Genomic DNA, 16,745 nt, shown 5'->3' with positions numbered 1-16,745 from the left:
GAAACGTTTCGGCGTATTTCAAATGTGTATGAGAGATGAAAAATGATTTATTGGATATTTTTAGCATTAGCTATCGTTTGTGAAGTTATCGGTACTTTATCAATGAAGTACGCCAGTGTAAGCGGTGGTTACACCGGTATGATAGTGATGTGGTTAATGATTGCCACTTCCTATATCTTTTTAGCCATAGCCGTTAAGAAAGTGGCATTAGGTGTAGCATATGCACTATGGGAAGGTATTGGAATTGTCATTATTACGACATTCAGCGTTCTATGGTTTGGTGAATCGCTGTCACCACTAAAATTAGGTGGTCTAGCGATGTTAATTGCAGGGATCACGCTTATCAAATCAGGTACTAAAAAATCGACTGTTGCTAAGAAAACAACTGATTCGGTAAAAAGTATCGCCGGTAAAGCTAAGCACGTTGCCAGTGCTGTAAAAGGAGCAAATAAGCCAATTCCAGCTAATATCAAGGAGGCTTAATTATGTTAGCTCAATTTGAATGGTGGCATGGTGCATTCCTAATACTTGCCGTAGTGCTTGAGATTGTTGCGAATATATTCTTAAAAATGTCTAACGGCTTTAGCCGAATGGGATTAGGAATATTATCACTGGTTTGTGTGTTAGGTGCCTTTAGTGCGCTGGCAATGGCTGTTAAAGGGATAGAGCTTTCAGTTGCTTATGCACTTTGGGGGGCATTCGGAATTATTGCAACTATCGCCGCCGGTTGGATTTTATTTAATCAACGACTCAATTATAAAGGATGGGGTGGAATTATATTATTACTGGTTGGGATGGTAATGATTAAATTTGCCTAAATCTAACTAACTTAATGAGTGAGATATTGATAAAATAAAAAATCTAATTATCACAGCAAAATAAGTGACATTAAAAAGCTGAGTTCTTATGAATTCAGCTTTTTTTGTTCCACTTTTTTAAAATAATTAAAACTGATAGTTAAAATATTTGTTATTTCTCAGCCATAATAAATATTGAATTTTTAAAATAAAATAGTTTTTCTATCTTAAATAATAATAAATGAGCAGAAAATTTTTCATGGAAAAACTCTATTGCTATTATTTTATTATTGGTGTTATTTTTTACTGATAAAATTAAAAAGATAGGAATAGAGATGAAACGGATATTAGTTGCAGGTGCAACGGGTTATTTAGGGCGATTTCTTGTACAAGCATTAAAAACTCAAGGTTATTGGGTGCGTATTCTAGTCAGAAATCACTCTCAAACAACGCTATTTACTGATGTTGATGATATTTTTATTGGTGAGATAACAAAGCCTGAACAATTAAAAAACAGTACAAAAGATATTGATTGTGTTATTTCAACAGTAGGGATCACTCGACAAAAAGAGGGGTTAACCTATATGGATGTGGATTATCAAGCCAATGTAAATCTGTTAGATGAAGCAATAAAATCACAAGTTAAACAGTTTATTTATATTTCAGCGATCGATGGTGATAAATATCGGCAGTTAAAGATTTTTGAAGCTAAAGAACGGTTTGTTGATAAATTAAAACAATCTACATTATCTTATTGTGTTATTCGACCTAATGGCTATTTTAGTGATATGGGTGACTTTTTACATATGGCGACTTCAAATCGAGTTTATTTATTTGGCTCTGGTGAACAGCAAATTAATCCTATTTCTGGAAAAGATTTAGCACAATTTATCATTAAAATGATTGGACATAATACAAAAGAAATTTCCGTCGGTGGACCTGATATTTTATCATTAAATCAAATTGCTGAACTGGCAGGTGTAGCATTAAATAAAAAAATAAAGATCATCCATTTGCCTGATGCATTAAGAAAGATGACTATTTTTATATTGCGCCATGTTACTTCTCAAAAATTTTATGGGCCTTTTGAGTTTTTCTTAACATTTATGGGTACGAGTCATATTGGTGAAGTGTATGGTGATGATCATTTATCAGACTACTATCTTGATTTAGCCAATAAGTTTAATTCAAAAAAATAAGCACCCATAAAATTGGGTGCTAAGTATAGTGTGGTTATAGTGCTGCAATAATTTTAATTTCGACTTTATACTCAGGGTGCATTAATTGTGCTTGCACAGTACAACGTACAGGCGCACTACCTTTAGCAACCCAAGCATCCCATGCTTGATTCATACCTTCAAAATCGGCTTTATCAGCTAAAAAGATTGTCGCATCAAGAATTTTAGTTTTATCAGAACCTACACGCTGTAACAAAACGTCAATTGCCGCTAATGTGTCTGCTGTTTGTTCAATTATATCGTCTGATAAATTTTCTGGCACTGCAGTGTAATAAATTGTGTCGTTATGAATTACCGCTTCGGACCAGCGATCTTCAGGGTCGATACGCTTAATTGTCATTATGATTTCTCCTTTGTATTAACGGCGTAGGTGGTACTTTAGGCTATCCACTGGCATAATTTACGTCTTATTTTATAAAAAGAGTATGCCTGTGTCAGACGATTTTGCAGAAAACGGGATTTTAACCCGCACTATTCCTGGATTTCATCCCCGTGAAGCTCAACGACAAATGGCGAAATCAATAACGGAAGTTATTGATAAGCAAGGTGTACTTATCGTTGAAGCGGGTACAGGTACAGGAAAAACATATGCTTATCTTGTGCCTGCGTTGCGTTCGGGTAAAAAAACCATTATCTCAACAGGTTCTAAAGCCTTACAAGATCAATTATATAGTCGAGATTTACCCACAATCATTGACGCGATTAATTATGATGGTAACACCGCGTTATTAAAAGGGCGCTCTAACTATCTCTGTTTAGAACGACTTGATCAGCAAATGCTTAGTGGTGGTGATCTTGAAGCCGAAGTTTTGTCTGATGTCATGTATGTACGACAATGGTCAACACAGACCGAAGATGGTGATGTTAGCCGTTGTCATAGTGTTGCGGAAGATAGCCGAGTTTGGCCCTTAGTCACGAGCACTAACGATAACTGTTTAGGAAGTGATTGTCCTCGCTATAAAGAGTGCTATGTTCTGAGCGCACGTAAAAAAGCAATGGATGCAGATATTGTCGTCGTCAATCACCATTTATTTATGGCGGATACGGTCGTTAAAGATACCGGTTTTGGTGAGCTAATTCCGGAAGCTGAAATTATGATTTTTGATGAAGCTCATCAAATTCCAGATATTGCTAGCCACTATTTTGGGCAACAGCTTACCAGTAGACAGCTTCTTGATCTCGCCAGAGATATGACCGTGGCTTACCGTACAGAAGTCCGTGATCAAGCTCAGTTGCAAAAAAGTGCCGATCGATTAACTCAAATGGTAATGGATTTTCGTTTAGTATTAGGTGAAACAGGTTATCGAGGGAATTTACGTGAACTGCTACAAGGTGGTGAAACAAAACGTTTTCTTACGTTACTGGATGATGCTTTAGAACTGAGTTATGACGTAATGAAACTTTCGTTAGGGCGAAGCCAATTACTCGATAGTGCTTTTGAACGCGCCACCGTTTATCGCAATCGCTTAAAACGTCTGATTGATACCTCAATTCCGGGTTATAGCTACTGGTTTGAAAGTTACGGTCGCCATTTCTTACTGGCTATTACGCCACTTTCTGTCGCTGATAAATTTCGTGAATTAATTAAATCACATAAAAGCAGTTGGGTATTTACCTCGGCAACACTCTCTGTGAATGAGCAAATGTCTTATTACACAGATAGATTGGGCTTAGAAAATGCGACAACACTAATTTTAAACAGCCCGTTTGATTATCAACATCAAACATTACTCTGTGTACCACGTTATTTGCCACCATTAAATCAACCGTATACGGCGAAACGTTTAGCGACTATGCTAACGCCTGTTATTTTAAAAAACCAAGGTCGCTGTTTTTTTCTCTGTACTTCGCATGTCATGATGCGTGGACTTGCTGAAGAGTTTAAAGCCAGTTTGCCATTACCCGTATTGATGCAAGGTGAGATGAGCAAAACACAATTACTGCAAAAATTTGTCTCATCAGGAAATGCGCTTTTAGTTGCGACCCAAAGTTTTTGGGAAGGTGTTGATGTACGTGGCGATACACTGTCTTGTGTGATTATTGATAAATTACCCTTTACTGCACCTGATGATCCTTTATTAAGGGCTCGAATTGAAGATTGTGAGTTGCGGGGCGGAGATGCTTTTAGAGATGTCCAAATTCCTGATGCAGTCATTAGTTTAAAACAAGGTGTTGGACGATTAATTCGAGATGTGCACGATTATGGCGCAATTATAGTGTGTGATGATAGATTGGTTTCTCGTGCATATGGCGAGATTTTTTTAAGCAGTTTGCCTTCATCACCACGCACACGCTCACTCGAAAAAACAATGAAATTTTTGAGCCAACGCGCACAGCAGAATAAAATACAAGAAATATCGGATTCATAATAGCGATCGCACAGAATGTGTGTTTATTCTGTTGAACACTATTATGATATTATTCTTCCTCTTTTAATTATCGAATTTGCCGGAGTTATGGCGTGTCACTGCGAATTTTAGCAATTGATACTGCGACAGAATCTTGTTCAGTTGCAGTTTGGAATGAAGGCGTTGTTGCTTCACGTTTTGAGATTTCTCCTCGTGAACATACACAAAAGATTTTACCTATGGTGAAAAGCGCCTTAGAAGAAGCAAACATCACATTACAATCATTAGATGCACTTGCTTTTGGTCGAGGTCCAGGAAGTTTTACTGGCGTTCGTATTGGGGTGGGGGTTGCACAAGGTATTGCGTTAGGTGCTGAATTGCCAATGATTGGCATTTCATCACTTGCCACAATGGCTGAAGGTGTCTTTAGAACAACGGGTATTAAACAAGTTCTCGTAGCAATAGATGCGCGTATGGGTGAAATTTATTGCGCTCGATATCAGCGTAATGATGCAGGTGTTTGGGTGGGAGAAGACACTGAAGCGGTGATGAAACCTGAACAGTTTATTGAAACATTACAATCAACGATGGGAACATGGGCAATGGCAGGTACAGGCTGGCAAGCTTACCCTGATTTAAAAGAGACGCTGCCTTTTACTGTTGTTGAAACTGAAATTATGCTTCCTGCTGCACAAGATATGTTACCCCTTGCTGTAAACGCTTGGCATAAAGGTAAAGCAACGAAAGTTGAAGACGCTGAACCTGTTTATTTACGTAATGAAGTGACGTGGAAAAAACTGCCTGGCCGTGAATAAATTTATGAGTATCTATTAGACGCCTAAAAGTAAAGCTAAGCTATAATATTATTATAGAGTAACGTTAATATTGACTTGCAATGAGGTGGTTTATGAACAGACAATTAAACTACCGTTTGGTAAGCAAAGCGCTATTTCTATCTGGTGCTTTGTTTCTGGCGGGATGCGTCTCTATACCTGAATCAATAAAAGGTACATCAGCAACGCCTGTTACTGATTTAAATAGAGTTTTTGTTGCACCTGAGCTTTATATTGGTCAAGAAGGGCGTTTTGGCGGACGTGTGATTGATGTTAAAAATCTTCAATCATCAACACAGCTAGAGATTGCTGTTATGCCTCTTTCTCAATATGATGCTGCCCCCGAATTGCGACAGCCTTCTATTGGGCGCCTCTATGCTAATGTTATGCATTTCTTAGATCCTACCGATTATAAAAATCAGTATGTAACAGTTGTTGGTACTATCAAAGGTGTTGAATCAGGTAAAGTAGGTGAGGCCACTTATCCATTTTTACGTATAGATGTGACGGGTATGAAACGTTGGACACTGACACAGCAAGTCATTATGCCAGCACCTGTTATGACATGGGGATATTATGGAGATGGTCCATATTGGTGGGGTTATCACAATGGATATGGCGGTTATGGTGGATATCCATATGGAGCTGGTCAGGTTGTGCCCGTTTTAGAATAAAAATAGGGTATCAGGTTATATGACGATATAATATTTTATCTCTATTCGCGTGAAACGGTGTATAATCAACATCTATAATATATTAGGTAACTATCTAATAGCGTTATTAAAGTTGAATAAAAATAAAAGAGAGGGCGGTTTTGACCGCCTTCTTTTTTTGTTAATCTAAAAATAAAATATTTAGTGACACACTTCGCATCTTCACAACAGAAAATTGTTTGTGCTGGTAGGATGAGTTAATACTTTGTTAAAAAGAAACATAATATTAACCCAAGAAGTGCGATTAATCAGGAGTACTACTTTGGAAAAAGTCTGGCTTAAACGTTATCCGGCAGATGTTCCGGCTGAAATTGACCCGGACCGTTTTGCATCCCTTGCTGAGATGCTTGAAAACGCTGTCGCAAATTACGCAGATCAACCCGCCTTTATCAATATGGGCGAGGTCATGACTTATCGCAAACTTGAAGAGCGTAGCCGTGCATTTGCAGCATATCTGCAAAACGGCTTAGGATTAAAAAAAGGTGATCGTGTTGCCTTAATGATGCCTAATTTATTGCAATATCCTATCGCACTTTTCGGTATTCTTCGTGCAGGCATGGTTGTCGTAAACGTAAATCCACTTTACACGCCAAGAGAACTTGAACATCAGTTAAATGACAGCGGTGCAAGTGCTATTGTAATCGTTTCTAACTTTGCACATACGCTCGAAAAAATCGTATTTAATACCAATATTAAACACGTTATTTTGACCCGAATGGGTGATCAATTATCTCGCCCGAAAGCAACACTCGTTGATTTTGTTGTTAAGTACATCAAACGATTAGTACCTAAATATAATTTGCCTGATGCCATTTCATTTCGTAGAGCAATGCATTTTGGCTATCGTATGCAATATATTAAACCTGAAATTACAGGAGAAGATTTAGCCTTCTTACAATACACAGGTGGAACAACGGGAATAGCTAAAGGTGCGATGTTAACGCATCGCAATATGTTGGCAAACCTTGAGCAAGCAAAAGCGGCTTATGTCCCAGCACTAAATATAGGAAAAGAGCTGGTGGTTACAGCGTTACCTCTGTATCACGTTTTTGCTTTAACCGTAAACTGCCTACTCTTTATTGAAATTGGTGGTAAAAATTTACTTATTACCAATCCGCGTGATGTGAAAGGTACTGTTAAAGAACTAGGGCGTTACCCTGTCACGGCAATTACGGGTGTAAATACTTTATTTAATGCTTGGTTACACAACCCAGAATTCCGTCAGCTTGATTTCTCCAAACTAAACCTCTCTGTTGGCGGTGGTATGCCTGTACAAAGTAATGTTGCCAAAGAGTGGGAAGAGTTAACAGGTAAACATTTGTTAGAAGGTTATGGTTTGACTGAATGCTCTCCGTTAGTCACTGGTAACCCTTATAATCTGAAAAAATATAGTGGTAGCATTGGATTACCGGTACCTTCAACAGACGTTAAGTTTATTGATGATGAAGGTAACGAAGTTGACCGCACCGTAGGCGGTGAAATGTGGGTTCGTGGTCCTCAGGTCATGAAAGGTTATTGGAACCGTCCTGATGCAACTGATGAAGTTTTACATGATGGGTGGGTTGCGACTGGTGATATCGCTACAATGGATGATGAAGGCTTTATCCGCATCATTGATCGTAAAAAAGATATGATCTTAGTTTCCGGTTTTAATGTATATCCTAATGAAGTGGAAGAGGTTGTCTCTGCCCATCCTAAGGTTTTAGAATCGGCTGCGATTGGTGTACCAAGTAAAAACTCGGGTGAAACAGTTAAAGTTTTCATTGTGAAAAAAGATCCATCATTAACAGAAGATGAGATAAAAACACATTGTCGTCGTTACCTAACAGGTTACAAAGTACCTAAAATTATTGAGTTTCGTGATGAATTACCTAAATCAAATGTTGGTAAAATTTTACGCAGAGAGTTAAGAAATGAAGAAAAAGAGTTGAAAACCTCAACTGAATCTTGATACAACACTCAATAACCTTTTTCAATTTCGCCGGTTTATACCGGCGTTTTTGCGATTAAATAAAAAGTCATTAGACATAAAAATAAGAGAAACCTGTTTTGAATTATCAATTGATTACGACAGACACAGCACTAGATACCGCCTGTAAAGCCGCTTCAGAGGCTTCACAAATTGCTTTAGATACAGAGTTTGTCCGCATACGTACCTATTACCCACATCTTGGTTTGATCCAGATGTATGACGGTAAACAGATCTCTCTTATTGATCCATTAGCAATTAAGGATTGGACTCCTTTCGTTGAGCTATTAACAAACCAGGGTATTATGAAGTTTCTCCATGCTGGAAGTGAAGATCTTGAAGTCTTTTCTCACCAGTTTGGCTGTGTTCCAACACCGATGATAGACACTCAAGTGGTTGCTGCATTTTTAGGTCATCCCATTTCTTGTGGTTTTGCGACATTAGTTGAGAAATATGAAAATGTTGCACTAGATAAAAGTGAATCCCGCACAGATTGGTTAGCGCGCCCTTTAACTGAAAAACAGTGTCAATATGCCAGTGGTGATGTTTTCTATTTGCTACCTTTAGCTGAAAAATTAATTAAAGAAGCTGAAGAAGCAGGCTATATGGATGCTATTGCAGATGAATGCGAAATGATTGCAGAACGTCGACAAGAAACTGTAGTACCTGAACTAGCCTACCGTGATATAAGCAATGCATGGCAATTAAAAGGTCAACAGCTAGCATGTTTACAAATGCTTGCCCAGTGGCGTTTAAATCAAGCTAAATCTCGTGATATGGCATTAAACTTCGTTGTAAGAGAAGAGCATTTATGGTCTGTTGCTCGTTATCTTCCTTCATCATTAGCAGAGCTAGATGCATTGTCGCTTTCAGGCCAAGAGATCCGTTGCCATGGTCGTCGTTTATTAGATTTTGTTGTTAAAGCTAAAGAAATTAAAGATGAAGATTGTCCAGAGCCTATTGGCAATTTAATCGAACAACCAAACTACAAAAAAGCGTTTAAAGCGATTAAAGCAGTTATTCAAGAAATTAGTGAAGATAAACGTTACAACCCTGAGCTGTTAGCGTCAAGAAGACAGATTAACCAATTATTGAGCATTCACTGGAAAATAAAAGAAGGGCAACCTGAGTTGATCTCACGCTGGCGTAAAGCCTTATTAGAAGAGAAAGTGACAGAAATTCTCGCGCAATATCCATAGTCTTACTCATTGTTTATTTTCTAATCCCTAATATCCTAAATAATATAGGGTTGCTAGTTCAATAAATAAACAATAATAAATAGGAGTCTCTTTTGAGGCTCTTATTTTTTATACACGAAAAAACACCTAGAAAAAGTGAAGGCACTAAACAGGTTAAATAAATTATGCGTAAATAGAAGAGATGTTATTGCGAGATAACTTGCCTCCTTTGACTTATCACCAATGATGAAAATAGTAGCGAGATATAGCGCTATTTTCGCGTTCAGGTGAATTCAAATTGTATATAATTAAACACAGAGCCAATCAAATTAATTATAGTTCATGGTTGGCTCTGTGAATAATGACTTATATAAAGCGTAAAATATGATTTACTTTGTAGGTTCTTCACTCTCAGGTAAAGTCACATTGAGCTCTAATACAGAGATATCATCGCCTTTTTGTTCAAATTGAACTGAAAGCATATCTGGATCTATCTGCACATATTTACAGATGACACCTAATAAATCTCTTTTCATATCAGGTAAATAAGCTGGCTCGCTATCACCACGGCGACGTTCTGCTACGATAATTTGTAGACGCTCCTTGGCAATATTAGCTGTCGACTTTTTACGCGACAGGAAAAAATCTAGTAAAGCCATCTTTTACCCCCCAAAAAGGCGTTTCAGAAAGCCTTTTTTCTCTTCTTCAATAAAACGGAATGGATGTTCTTCCCCTAACAAACGATTTACTGTATCTGAATAGGCTTTACCTGCATCAGATTCGCCATCTAAAATAACAGGTTCACCTTGGTTAGATGAACGCAAAACAGATTGATCTTCTGGAATAACACCCAATAGTGGAATGCATAGAATTTCAAGGACATCTTCCATACTTAACATATCACCGCGGCTAACACGACCAGGATTATAACGAGTTAATAGCAGATGTTCTTTAATTGGATCTTCACCTCGTTCAGCACGACGTGATTTAGAGGCAAGAATGCCTAAAATACGGTCGGAGTCACGTACAGATGATACTTCTGGGTTTGTTGTGATAATCGCTTCATCTGCGAAGTAAAGGGCCATTAATGCACCACTTTCAATGCCCGCAGGAGAATCACAAATAATAAAATCAAAACCCATCTCATCGAGTTCATCTAATACTTGTTCGACACCATCACGGGTGAGAGCGTCTTTATCTCTTGTTTGTGAAGCAGGGAGAATAAACAGATTTTCTGTACGCTTATCTTTAATCAAAGCTTGATTTAAAGATGCATCACCCTGAATAACATTAACAAAATCATAAACAACTCTACGTTCACAACCCATGATAAGGTCTAAATTACGTAACCCAATATCAAAGTCGATAACAACCGTCTTATGACCTTTTTGAGCGAGGCCGGTAGAAATGGCCGCGCTGGAAGTTGTTTTACCAACCCCACCTTTACCTGACGTAACAACAATAATGCGTGCCATGGAGTGATTCCTTGTCGATGCTCTAAATTAAGTTCTCGATTGTTAATTCATTCTCTTGCAGACTCAGTTGTACTGATTTACCAACAAAGTCTGTAGGAATTTGGTCGCTTAGCCAATATTGACCAGCAATAGAAACAAGTTCAGCAGACAGATGTGTACAAAAAATATGGCTCTCATTATCACCCGATGCGCCTGCAAGGACACGTCCACGCAATACGCCGTAGACATGAACATTACCATCAGCAATTAATTCAGCGCCTGCACTCACATTACTAATAACGACTAAATCGCTATTTTGAGCATAAATACGCTGACCTGAACGAACAGGAGTATGGATGATTTTTGTTTTTTGACGAACAGCTGTCGGTGCTTCATTCGTTTTATCGTTATTTGCCTGAGTGCTTGGCTTTACTATTTTACCTTCATTTAAGATAGGTAACTGTGCGGCAATTATCGCTTCTTTCTGTTGGGCGTCTGAACTACCACTAATTCCCACGACTCGTAAGCCAGCATCTTCTACAATTCGCCTCAGTTTTTTAAAATCAATATTTTCATCTGCTAAAGCAGAAACATTGATAACTACAGGTGCGTTTTTCAGAAATTGAGGCGCTTGTGCAATTTTTTCTGAAATAGCCTGACGAATAACTTTCGGTGTTCCATCGTTTAAATGGAGTACTGAAAGGGTAAAATTACTGCCTTTTAACTCAATGGGCGTGTTTGACATCTATCTGACTCAGTAAATTTTTTATAATCTGGCACAAAAAACCAGAGACGATATTACGAAAGTATATAAGCATGTTATATTTACTAAAATATTCAGGCAAGTCGCTTATTTTAATAATTAGAGTTTAATGAAAATGATTTGTGCAATTTACCGTAGTACCAAACGTGATCAAACTTATTTATACATCGAAAAAAAGGATGATTTCTCTCGAATTCCGGACGAATTATTACAAAGTTTTGGCGAGCCGCAGTTTTCAATGTTGCTTAATCTCGCGGATAGACAGCGTTTAGCGCATGCTGACATTGAAAAGGTCAAAAAGGCATTAGTTGAGCAGGGTTTTTACTTACAAGTTCCACCACCTGTCGAAAGTATGTTAAATGCTTATTTAGATGAATTAAAAAAATCAGAAAAAACTGAATAAATCATCGAGATAAAAGGAGCATAAATGTTCAAATATTCATTCATCGCTGTGATTGTTTCCGGTTTAATGTTATCTGCGTGTACAAATAGCCAACAAAAGTTGGCTGAAAGACAAATTATCCCACCAGAGGCAACGGCAGTTGAAGCACAAAAAACACCTCGATGGAAACAAGTGGATGTTGCATCGTTAGAACAAGCGTTTCCTAAAGAAACTCGTACTTCTGCACAATTTCCTGCTTATGTTGACGCGTTAAAATTGAAAGCAGCTCAGTTGGGATATAAACCAGAAACAATAGATTTTGCTTTTTCAGAAGCACATTTTATTGAACGAGTGATTAAATCAGATCGTAATCAACCGGAAAAGAAAATTACACTCGATGTTTATTTACCACGTATTGTCACCAATGGACGTTTAAGCCAAGGGGCTAAGCTTTATCAAGAGCATCAAGATACCTTAGAGCAAATCAGTAAAAAATATGGTGTGCCTGCTAACTATATTGTTGCGTTATGGGGGCTTGAGAGTGGCTTCGGTAAAGTGCAAGGTAAAGAGGATGTTGTTTCTGCACTTGCAACGCTGGCATTTGAAGGCCGTCGAGAAGCGCTGTTTACTCGTCAATTGATGGCTGCATTAGAGATTATTGAAGAAGGACATATCCCTCAAGGACAACGCCTCAAAGGCTCATGGGCAGGAGCAATGGGACAAACTCAGTTTATGCCATCATCCTTCCTAACTTATGCTGCAGATGGCAATGGTGATGGAAAAATCGATATATGGAATACTCAAGAAGATGCATTTGCTTCGGCTGCTAATTATTTAGCGACTGAAGGTTGGGAAAGTGGACTCCCTTGGGGAGAACAGGTTACTTTATCGGTAGGTTTCAACCAACAGCTTGAAGGCATTAAGACTGAACAGAAAAAAACGGTCGCACAATGGAAAGCATTGGGTGTTCAATTACCTGTAAATAGCCAATTAAACGATGCTATGTCTGTATGGTTAATTATTCCTGATGATGATTTACATAGAAGCTATTTAGTGACACAGAACTTCCGTACGATTATGCATTGGAATAGCTCTTACTTCTTTGCCCTTAGCATTGTCACAATGGCTGATGGCGTTGCTAATAAAATAAATTCATTGCCTCACGCGAGTTAATTGCGTTTTGCCGTGAAATAAAACACAGCAATTTACCTAAAAGGAACACAATATGTATCAACATCGTGATTGGGAAGGTGCGTTACTTGATTTTCCTGTTAATAAAGTAATTTGCGTTGGCAGTAATTATGCAAATCACATTAAAGAGATGGGTTCGGTTCGTTCAGAAGAGCCTGTGATTTTTATCAAACCAGAAACAGCTATGTGTGATATTCGCCAACCTATTGCTATCCCAAGAGATATGGGAGCGGTTCATCACGAAATTGAATTAGCAGTACTTATTGGTCAGCCACTTAAGCAAGCTAATGAAGATAGAGTTGATCGTGCAATTGCGGGTTTCGGTATTGGTCTTGACCTGACATTACGTGATTTACAAGGTAAATTGAAAAAAGCAGGGCAACCGTGGGAAAAAAGTAAAGCGTTTGATGGCTCAGCACCTTTATCTGGTTTTATCCCTGTCAATTCATTTGGCGATCCGCAAAATGCAGACTTAATGTTACGTGTTAATGGCGAGATTCGTCAGCAGGGTAATAGTCGTGATATGCTAACGCCTGTTTTACCCCTTATCAGCTATATGTCGCGCTTTTTCACCTTACGTCCTGGTGATGTGATTTTAACGGGGACACCAGAAGGTGTGGGTCCTCTTGAATCAGGTGATATGTTGGTATTAAGCGTTAATGAACATCAGCTGACAACACGGGTTATTTAATTCGTATTAGATGAGCAATAAGGTAATAACGTAGAGATGACACAGGCTTTTTGGCAGACTAAAACATTAGATGAAATGAGTGATGATGAGTGGGAATCGCTCTGTGACGGGTGTGGACAATGCTGTTTACACAAGTTAATGGATGATGATACTGACGAGATATACTTTACCAATGTCGCTTGTAATCAGCTAAATATTAAAACTTGCCAATGTAGTAATTACGAAGATCGTTTCCGTTATGAGCCAGATTGTATCAAGCTTACGCGGTATAATTTACCAACATTTGAGTGGTTACCAATGACTTGTGCGTATCGTCTGTTAGCTGAGGGCAAAGCGTTACAAAGTTGGCATCCTTTAATTGCTGGTAATAAAGCAAGAATGCACCAAGACAACATTTCAGTAAGATATATTGCGGTGCCAGAAACCGAAGTTGAAGATTGGGAAGATCATATTCTTAATCGCCCGAAAGGACGTGGTTAATTTCTTATTTTTATGAAAAAGGTCACTCAATGGGGTGACCTTTTTCAATATAGTTAATAACTATAGTGAGCGGCTCTCAAAGTTAATAAGCTGGTGGCGCTGATTAAAAAACTTCTTATAGGTTAAATAGCAAGCAATAATGGTTGAAATACTGGCTGTTGCCATCAACATAAAAGTCACCATAATTTGATATTTAACGGCTTGTAATGGATCAACACCAGCAAAAATAAGTCCTGACATCATGCCTGGTAAACTTACAATACCCACAGTTTTCGCCGCATCAACGGTCGGAATTAATGAAGATTTAATGCTATCTCGAATAATACTCATTGAGGCTAGTTTAGGTGTAGCACCAAGGCTTAACATTTCTTGCAATTGCTGTTGTTGATTTTGAAAACGTTGACCCAAATTATTATAACAGAGCCCTGTTGCTATCATGGCATTACCGGCAATCATCCCTGTAATAGGAATAATTTGAATTGGCGTAAAAGCAATTGAACTGGTGAGTAATAAAATCGCTAAAGTTAATAATGCCCCAGTTGTAATAGCAGTAAAAGAGATCAGAAAAATATCTTTAACGTATTTACTTCGCTTTTTGGCATTATAAGCTGCGTTATAGCAGATAAATAACACCATTAAGAAGGTGAGTATAAAATGGTCGACATGGAAAATATAGGTCAAGACATAGCCAACAATTAAGAGTTGAATAATGGCTCTTGCTGTACTCCAAATAATGTCTTTTTCTAAAGCTAGTTTTTCTTTGCGACTAATAAAAATAGCCACGAGAACTAATAAAAGCGAGAAAATCAGAGATTCATTGCTTATCGTATGTTCGTTCATAATATTATGTTCGCTCATAACAAAAGGGTGGCTGATAAAGAAATAAAAAATCAGGCATCATTGTGAGAAGATAATGAGATCACATCATCAGCATGTTTTATTTCATTTTGATCGTGCGTGACCCATAACACGGCGAGATTTTGATCTTTAACGTAGTGGTGAATAATATTATTCACTTTTGTTTTATTGTTTTCATCTAATGCACTTGTGATCTCATCAAGTAATAAGATTTTTGGCATAAATTGTAGATTTCTTATCAGTGAAATACGTTGTTTTTCACCCCCTGAAAGTTCATTAATTCCTTTTTTCATAATCGATTCAGGTAAACAAAAATAATCCAAATCATGTGCCAATTTCTTATCATCCACTGGGAGTTTTCGTAAGAAATAAGGAAATTTAAGGTTATCGTAAACAGTCTCACCAAATAACATGGGGGTTTGGGTACAATAAGAAACCTGTTGGCGATATTCTTCGGGGGACAACGTTAAATAGTCTTTATTTTCAAAGAAAATTGAACCACTTGTGGGTGATAGTAGTGAAGCGACAATCTTGAGTAAGGTACTTTTACCACAACCTGAGGGGCCTGTGATAAGTTTAAATTCAGAAGGTTGAAGTTCAAAATTGATATTGTCGAGGATAGTTTTGTTATCAATTCGATAACTTACTTTATCAAGACGTAAAAGTGAAGTCGTACTTTCCATTCTTATCCCAAACTTAAAAAAGAAAATAATTATCATTATATAGAATTAACGATATAAAGATCCTGCTTTAAATCAGTTAGTAAGCAGTTCTATTACTCTTTCAGTATAGGAGAATGGGAATGTAAGCCAACATAAAAGATAAATTTATTTCGTGTATTGCGTATACCATTGTTGTATATCATTAATTATTTTATTCGTTAAACGCTCACCTTGTTCATTATAAAACCCATGATCTAATTTCTCATATTTAATAAACTTCACATTAGGCTGGTTAATATCTCGGCTTAGTTGATAAAATGCATTAACATTTACATTAGTGTCATTAAGCGTCTGAATAATTAATACTGGGGTGTGCTGATTACTTTTAATGACTTTAAGTAAATCGATAGTAAAAAATTGTTGCCACCATATTTTACTGTGCTCGCTTATAAATTGTTCATCATCTATTTGATTGTTTTTTATTGCGTCAGCAAATTGCTGGAAGCTATTTATAGCATCTTCAACATGCTCTTTGGGTGTGGTATGACGGATATTATAAAGAACATCATCAAGAAAAAAACGTCCTCCGCCATTTAGCGCGATAGCGGCTTTAATATCATTGCGTTTAGTTACCATCAAATGCACTATCGTCGCGCCTTCACTTCCACCAAGTAAAATAATATTTGGATACTGTGAAGATAATTTATCTAACACTGCCTCATAATCTTCGGTTCGTTGCTTAGGATTATCATGACGTTGATAGCTTTTAGGGCAATCAATACGCTCACCATCATATTGCGAATAAGGTAATTGAGCGGTAATACCGTATTTTTCCACCATTAAAACATCACTATTTGGTAGCCAGTGACCAAAGGTTTCTTGGATAAACACATTATTTTTAATGCTGTTACAATCAGAGCCTTGCATTAATACTAATAGAGTTTGATTTTTTTCAGCTCTTTTATCCATGTAATAGCTAATTTCACTGCCATCTTTCCGTGGGAGTAAATGTGTTGATATTTCTGCATAACTTGCAAAAGAAGGAAGTAAAAAAGCAGAGAGTAAAAATAGAAGCGAAGTGCGCATGATCACCTTATTTGTTTTTGTAGGGATGTAATAAGAAATTTTTCAATAATTAGTAAACAGCTGACTTAGTGAATTATTTATTGTACAGAAAAAAGCGATAAA

At 37.5% G+C, this 16,745-nt stretch carries 19 protein-coding genes; 12 read left to right on the top strand and 7 right to left on the bottom strand.

The genetic code is table 11. The annotated features are described in order from the left end of the window. Nucleotides 1–42 precede the first annotated feature (42 nt). The 3 genes from mdtJ to GWI59_RS02760 all read left to right on the top strand — a co-directional run bounded on the left by mdtJ (nucleotide 43) and on the right by GWI59_RS02760 (nucleotide 1,996). Nucleotides 43–483: a multidrug/spermidine efflux SMR transporter subunit MdtJ gene (gene mdtJ / locus GWI59_RS02770; protein WP_072064011.1), complete on the top strand. Its 441-nt coding sequence runs from the start codon at nucleotides 43–45 to the stop codon at nucleotides 481–483. Between the two features lie 2 nt (nucleotides 484–485). Next, on the top strand, nucleotides 486–818 hold the full coding sequence (gene mdtI, locus GWI59_RS02765; protein ID WP_006536614.1) for a multidrug/spermidine efflux SMR transporter subunit MdtI: 333 nt from the start codon (nucleotides 486–488) through the stop codon (nucleotides 816–818). A gap of 314 nt (nucleotides 819–1,132) precedes the next feature. Continuing rightward, nucleotides 1,133–1,996: an SDR family oxidoreductase gene (locus tag GWI59_RS02760; RefSeq protein ID WP_197939074.1), complete on the top strand. Its 864-nt coding sequence runs from the start codon at nucleotides 1,133–1,135 to the stop codon at nucleotides 1,994–1,996. Nucleotides 1,997–2,030: 34 nt separating this feature from the next. Here the strand turns inward: GWI59_RS02760 and GWI59_RS02755 are convergent, their stop codons facing one another. Next, the gene (locus GWI59_RS02755) at nucleotides 2,031–2,375 is read right to left on the bottom strand and encodes a RidA family protein (protein WP_006536617.1); all 345 of its coding nucleotides are present in this window, start codon (nucleotides 2,373–2,375) and stop codon (nucleotides 2,031–2,033) included. Between the two features lie 85 nt (nucleotides 2,376–2,460). Between GWI59_RS02755 and GWI59_RS02750 the strand changes: the two genes are divergently transcribed. The 5 genes from GWI59_RS02750 (at nucleotide 2,461) to rnd (ending at nucleotide 9,097) form a co-directional block, all read left to right on the top strand. Continuing rightward, complete coding sequence (locus tag GWI59_RS02750) at nucleotides 2,461–4,404, top strand: ATP-dependent DNA helicase (protein ID WP_161723922.1); 1,944 nt, start codon at nucleotides 2,461–2,463, stop codon at nucleotides 4,402–4,404. Between the two features lie 92 nt (nucleotides 4,405–4,496). Then, nucleotides 4,497–5,198 carry a tRNA (adenosine(37)-N6)-threonylcarbamoyltransferase complex dimerization subunit type 1 TsaB gene (tsaB, locus tag GWI59_RS02745; protein WP_161723920.1) on the top strand — a complete coding sequence of 234 codons (702 nt, stop codon included), beginning with the start codon at nucleotides 4,497–4,499 and terminating at the stop codon, nucleotides 5,196–5,198. Nucleotides 5,199–5,290: 92 nt separating this feature from the next. Beyond that, nucleotides 5,291–5,890 carry a Slp family lipoprotein gene (locus GWI59_RS02740; protein WP_072064007.1) on the top strand — a complete coding sequence of 200 codons (600 nt, stop codon included), beginning with the start codon at nucleotides 5,291–5,293 and terminating at the stop codon, nucleotides 5,888–5,890. Nucleotides 5,891–6,191: 301 nt separating this feature from the next. Next, on the top strand, nucleotides 6,192–7,880 hold the full coding sequence (gene fadD, locus GWI59_RS02735; RefSeq protein WP_072064006.1) for a long-chain-fatty-acid--CoA ligase FadD: 1,689 nt from the start codon (nucleotides 6,192–6,194) through the stop codon (nucleotides 7,878–7,880). 98 nt (nucleotides 7,881–7,978) lie between these two features. Beyond that, a complete protein-coding gene (rnd, locus tag GWI59_RS02730) occupies nucleotides 7,979–9,097 on the top strand; it encodes a ribonuclease D (RefSeq protein ID WP_006536627.1) in 1,119 nt (372 codons plus the stop codon). 368 nt (nucleotides 9,098–9,465) lie between these two features. Here rnd and minE read toward each other — a convergent pair whose 3' ends face one another. The 3 genes from minE to minC are packed head-to-tail and all read right to left on the bottom strand — an operon-like array spanning nucleotide 9,466 to nucleotide 11,275. After that, entirely contained in the window at nucleotides 9,466–9,735 is a 270-nt protein-coding gene (minE, locus tag GWI59_RS02725) for a cell division topological specificity factor MinE (protein WP_006536628.1), read from the bottom strand. Nucleotides 9,736–9,738: 3 nt separating this feature from the next. Continuing rightward, nucleotides 9,739–10,551 carry a septum site-determining protein MinD gene (minD, locus tag GWI59_RS02720; RefSeq protein WP_006536629.1) on the bottom strand — a complete coding sequence of 271 codons (813 nt, stop codon included), beginning with the start codon at nucleotides 10,549–10,551 and terminating at the stop codon, nucleotides 9,739–9,741. 22 nt (nucleotides 10,552–10,573) lie between these two features. Further along, entirely contained in the window at nucleotides 10,574–11,275 is a 702-nt protein-coding gene (gene minC, locus GWI59_RS02715; protein ID WP_072064004.1) for a septum site-determining protein MinC, read from the bottom strand. A gap of 133 nt (nucleotides 11,276–11,408) precedes the next feature. On the opposite strand from minC, the gene GWI59_RS02710 reads away from it, so the two are divergent. The 4 genes from GWI59_RS02710 to GWI59_RS02695 are packed head-to-tail and all read left to right on the top strand — an operon-like array spanning nucleotide 11,409 to nucleotide 14,037. Then, nucleotides 11,409–11,696: a YcgL domain-containing protein gene (locus tag GWI59_RS02710; RefSeq protein ID WP_069369136.1), complete on the top strand. Its 288-nt coding sequence runs from the start codon at nucleotides 11,409–11,411 to the stop codon at nucleotides 11,694–11,696. Nucleotides 11,697–11,720: 24 nt separating this feature from the next. Next, entirely contained in the window at nucleotides 11,721–12,848 is a 1,128-nt protein-coding gene (locus tag GWI59_RS02705; RefSeq protein ID WP_072064003.1) for a lytic murein transglycosylase, read from the top strand. 52 nt (nucleotides 12,849–12,900) lie between these two features. Further along, entirely contained in the window at nucleotides 12,901–13,557 is a 657-nt protein-coding gene (locus GWI59_RS02700; RefSeq protein WP_006536634.1) for a fumarylacetoacetate hydrolase family protein, read from the top strand. A 36-nt stretch (nucleotides 13,558–13,593) separates the two neighbouring features. Beyond that, nucleotides 13,594–14,037, top strand: coding sequence for a YcgN family cysteine cluster protein (locus tag GWI59_RS02695; RefSeq protein ID WP_072064002.1), 444 nt, complete (start codon nucleotides 13,594–13,596; stop codon nucleotides 14,035–14,037). A 60-nt stretch (nucleotides 14,038–14,097) separates the two neighbouring features. Here GWI59_RS02695 and fetB read toward each other — a convergent pair whose 3' ends face one another. From fetB to GWI59_RS02680, 3 genes are all read right to left on the bottom strand, one after another. After that, nucleotides 14,098–14,877, bottom strand: a complete 780-nt coding sequence (fetB, locus tag GWI59_RS02690) for an iron efflux ABC transporter permease subunit FetB (RefSeq protein WP_109847401.1) — start codon at nucleotides 14,875–14,877, stop codon at nucleotides 14,098–14,100. Nucleotides 14,878–14,927: 50 nt separating this feature from the next. Further along, entirely contained in the window at nucleotides 14,928–15,578 is a 651-nt protein-coding gene (fetA, locus tag GWI59_RS02685) for an iron efflux ABC transporter ATP-binding subunit FetA (protein WP_006536637.1), read from the bottom strand. Nucleotides 15,579–15,722: 144 nt separating this feature from the next. Beyond that, entirely contained in the window at nucleotides 15,723–16,643 is a 921-nt protein-coding gene (locus GWI59_RS02680) for an acyl-CoA thioester hydrolase/BAAT C-terminal domain-containing protein (protein ID WP_161706467.1), read from the bottom strand. Nucleotides 16,644–16,745 lie beyond the last annotated feature (102 nt).

Origin of the sequence: Proteus sp. G2673 (assembly GCF_009915125.1) — a bacterium.
Lineage (GTDB): Bacteria > Pseudomonadota > Gammaproteobacteria > Enterobacterales > Enterobacteriaceae > Proteus > Proteus penneri.
This window is presented reverse-complemented; position numbering and strand designations above follow the sequence as displayed.

Bases quoted from the DNA above. Each gene is read 5' to 3' on its own strand.
- mdtJ (WP_072064011.1), top strand. From the start codon at position 43: ATGATTTATTGGATATTTTTAGCATTAGCTATCGTTTGTGAAGTTATC.
- mdtI (WP_006536614.1), top strand. From the start codon at position 486: ATGTTAGCTCAATTTGAATGGTGGCATGGTGCATTCCTAATACTTGCC.
- GWI59_RS02760 (WP_197939074.1), top strand. From the start codon at position 1,133: ATGAAACGGATATTAGTTGCAGGTGCAACGGGTTATTTAGGGCGATTT.
- GWI59_RS02755 (WP_006536617.1), bottom strand. From the start codon at position 2,375: ATGACAATTAAGCGTATCGACCCTGAAGATCGCTGGTCCGAAGCGGTA.
- GWI59_RS02750 (WP_161723922.1), top strand. From the start codon at position 2,461: ATGCCTGTGTCAGACGATTTTGCAGAAAACGGGATTTTAACCCGCACT.
- GWI59_RS02740 (WP_072064007.1), top strand. From the start codon at position 5,291: ATGAACAGACAATTAAACTACCGTTTGGTAAGCAAAGCGCTATTTCTA.
- minE (WP_006536628.1), bottom strand. From the start codon at position 9,735: ATGGCTTTACTAGATTTTTTCCTGTCGCGTAAAAAGTCGACAGCTAAT.
- minD (WP_006536629.1), bottom strand. From the start codon at position 10,551: ATGGCACGCATTATTGTTGTTACGTCAGGTAAAGGTGGGGTTGGTAAA.
- minC (WP_072064004.1), bottom strand. From the start codon at position 11,275: ATGTCAAACACGCCCATTGAGTTAAAAGGCAGTAATTTTACCCTTTCA.
- GWI59_RS02710 (WP_069369136.1), top strand. From the start codon at position 11,409: ATGATTTGTGCAATTTACCGTAGTACCAAACGTGATCAAACTTATTTA.
- GWI59_RS02705 (WP_072064003.1), top strand. From the start codon at position 11,721: ATGTTCAAATATTCATTCATCGCTGTGATTGTTTCCGGTTTAATGTTA.
- GWI59_RS02700 (WP_006536634.1), top strand. From the start codon at position 12,901: ATGTATCAACATCGTGATTGGGAAGGTGCGTTACTTGATTTTCCTGTT.
- GWI59_RS02695 (WP_072064002.1), top strand. From the start codon at position 13,594: ATGACACAGGCTTTTTGGCAGACTAAAACATTAGATGAAATGAGTGAT.
- fetB (WP_109847401.1), bottom strand. From the start codon at position 14,877: ATGAACGAACATACGATAAGCAATGAATCTCTGATTTTCTCGCTTTTA.
- fetA (WP_006536637.1), bottom strand. From the start codon at position 15,578: ATGGAAAGTACGACTTCACTTTTACGTCTTGATAAAGTAAGTTATCGA.
- GWI59_RS02680 (WP_161706467.1), bottom strand. From the start codon at position 16,643: ATGCGCACTTCGCTTCTATTTTTACTCTCTGCTTTTTTACTTCCTTCT.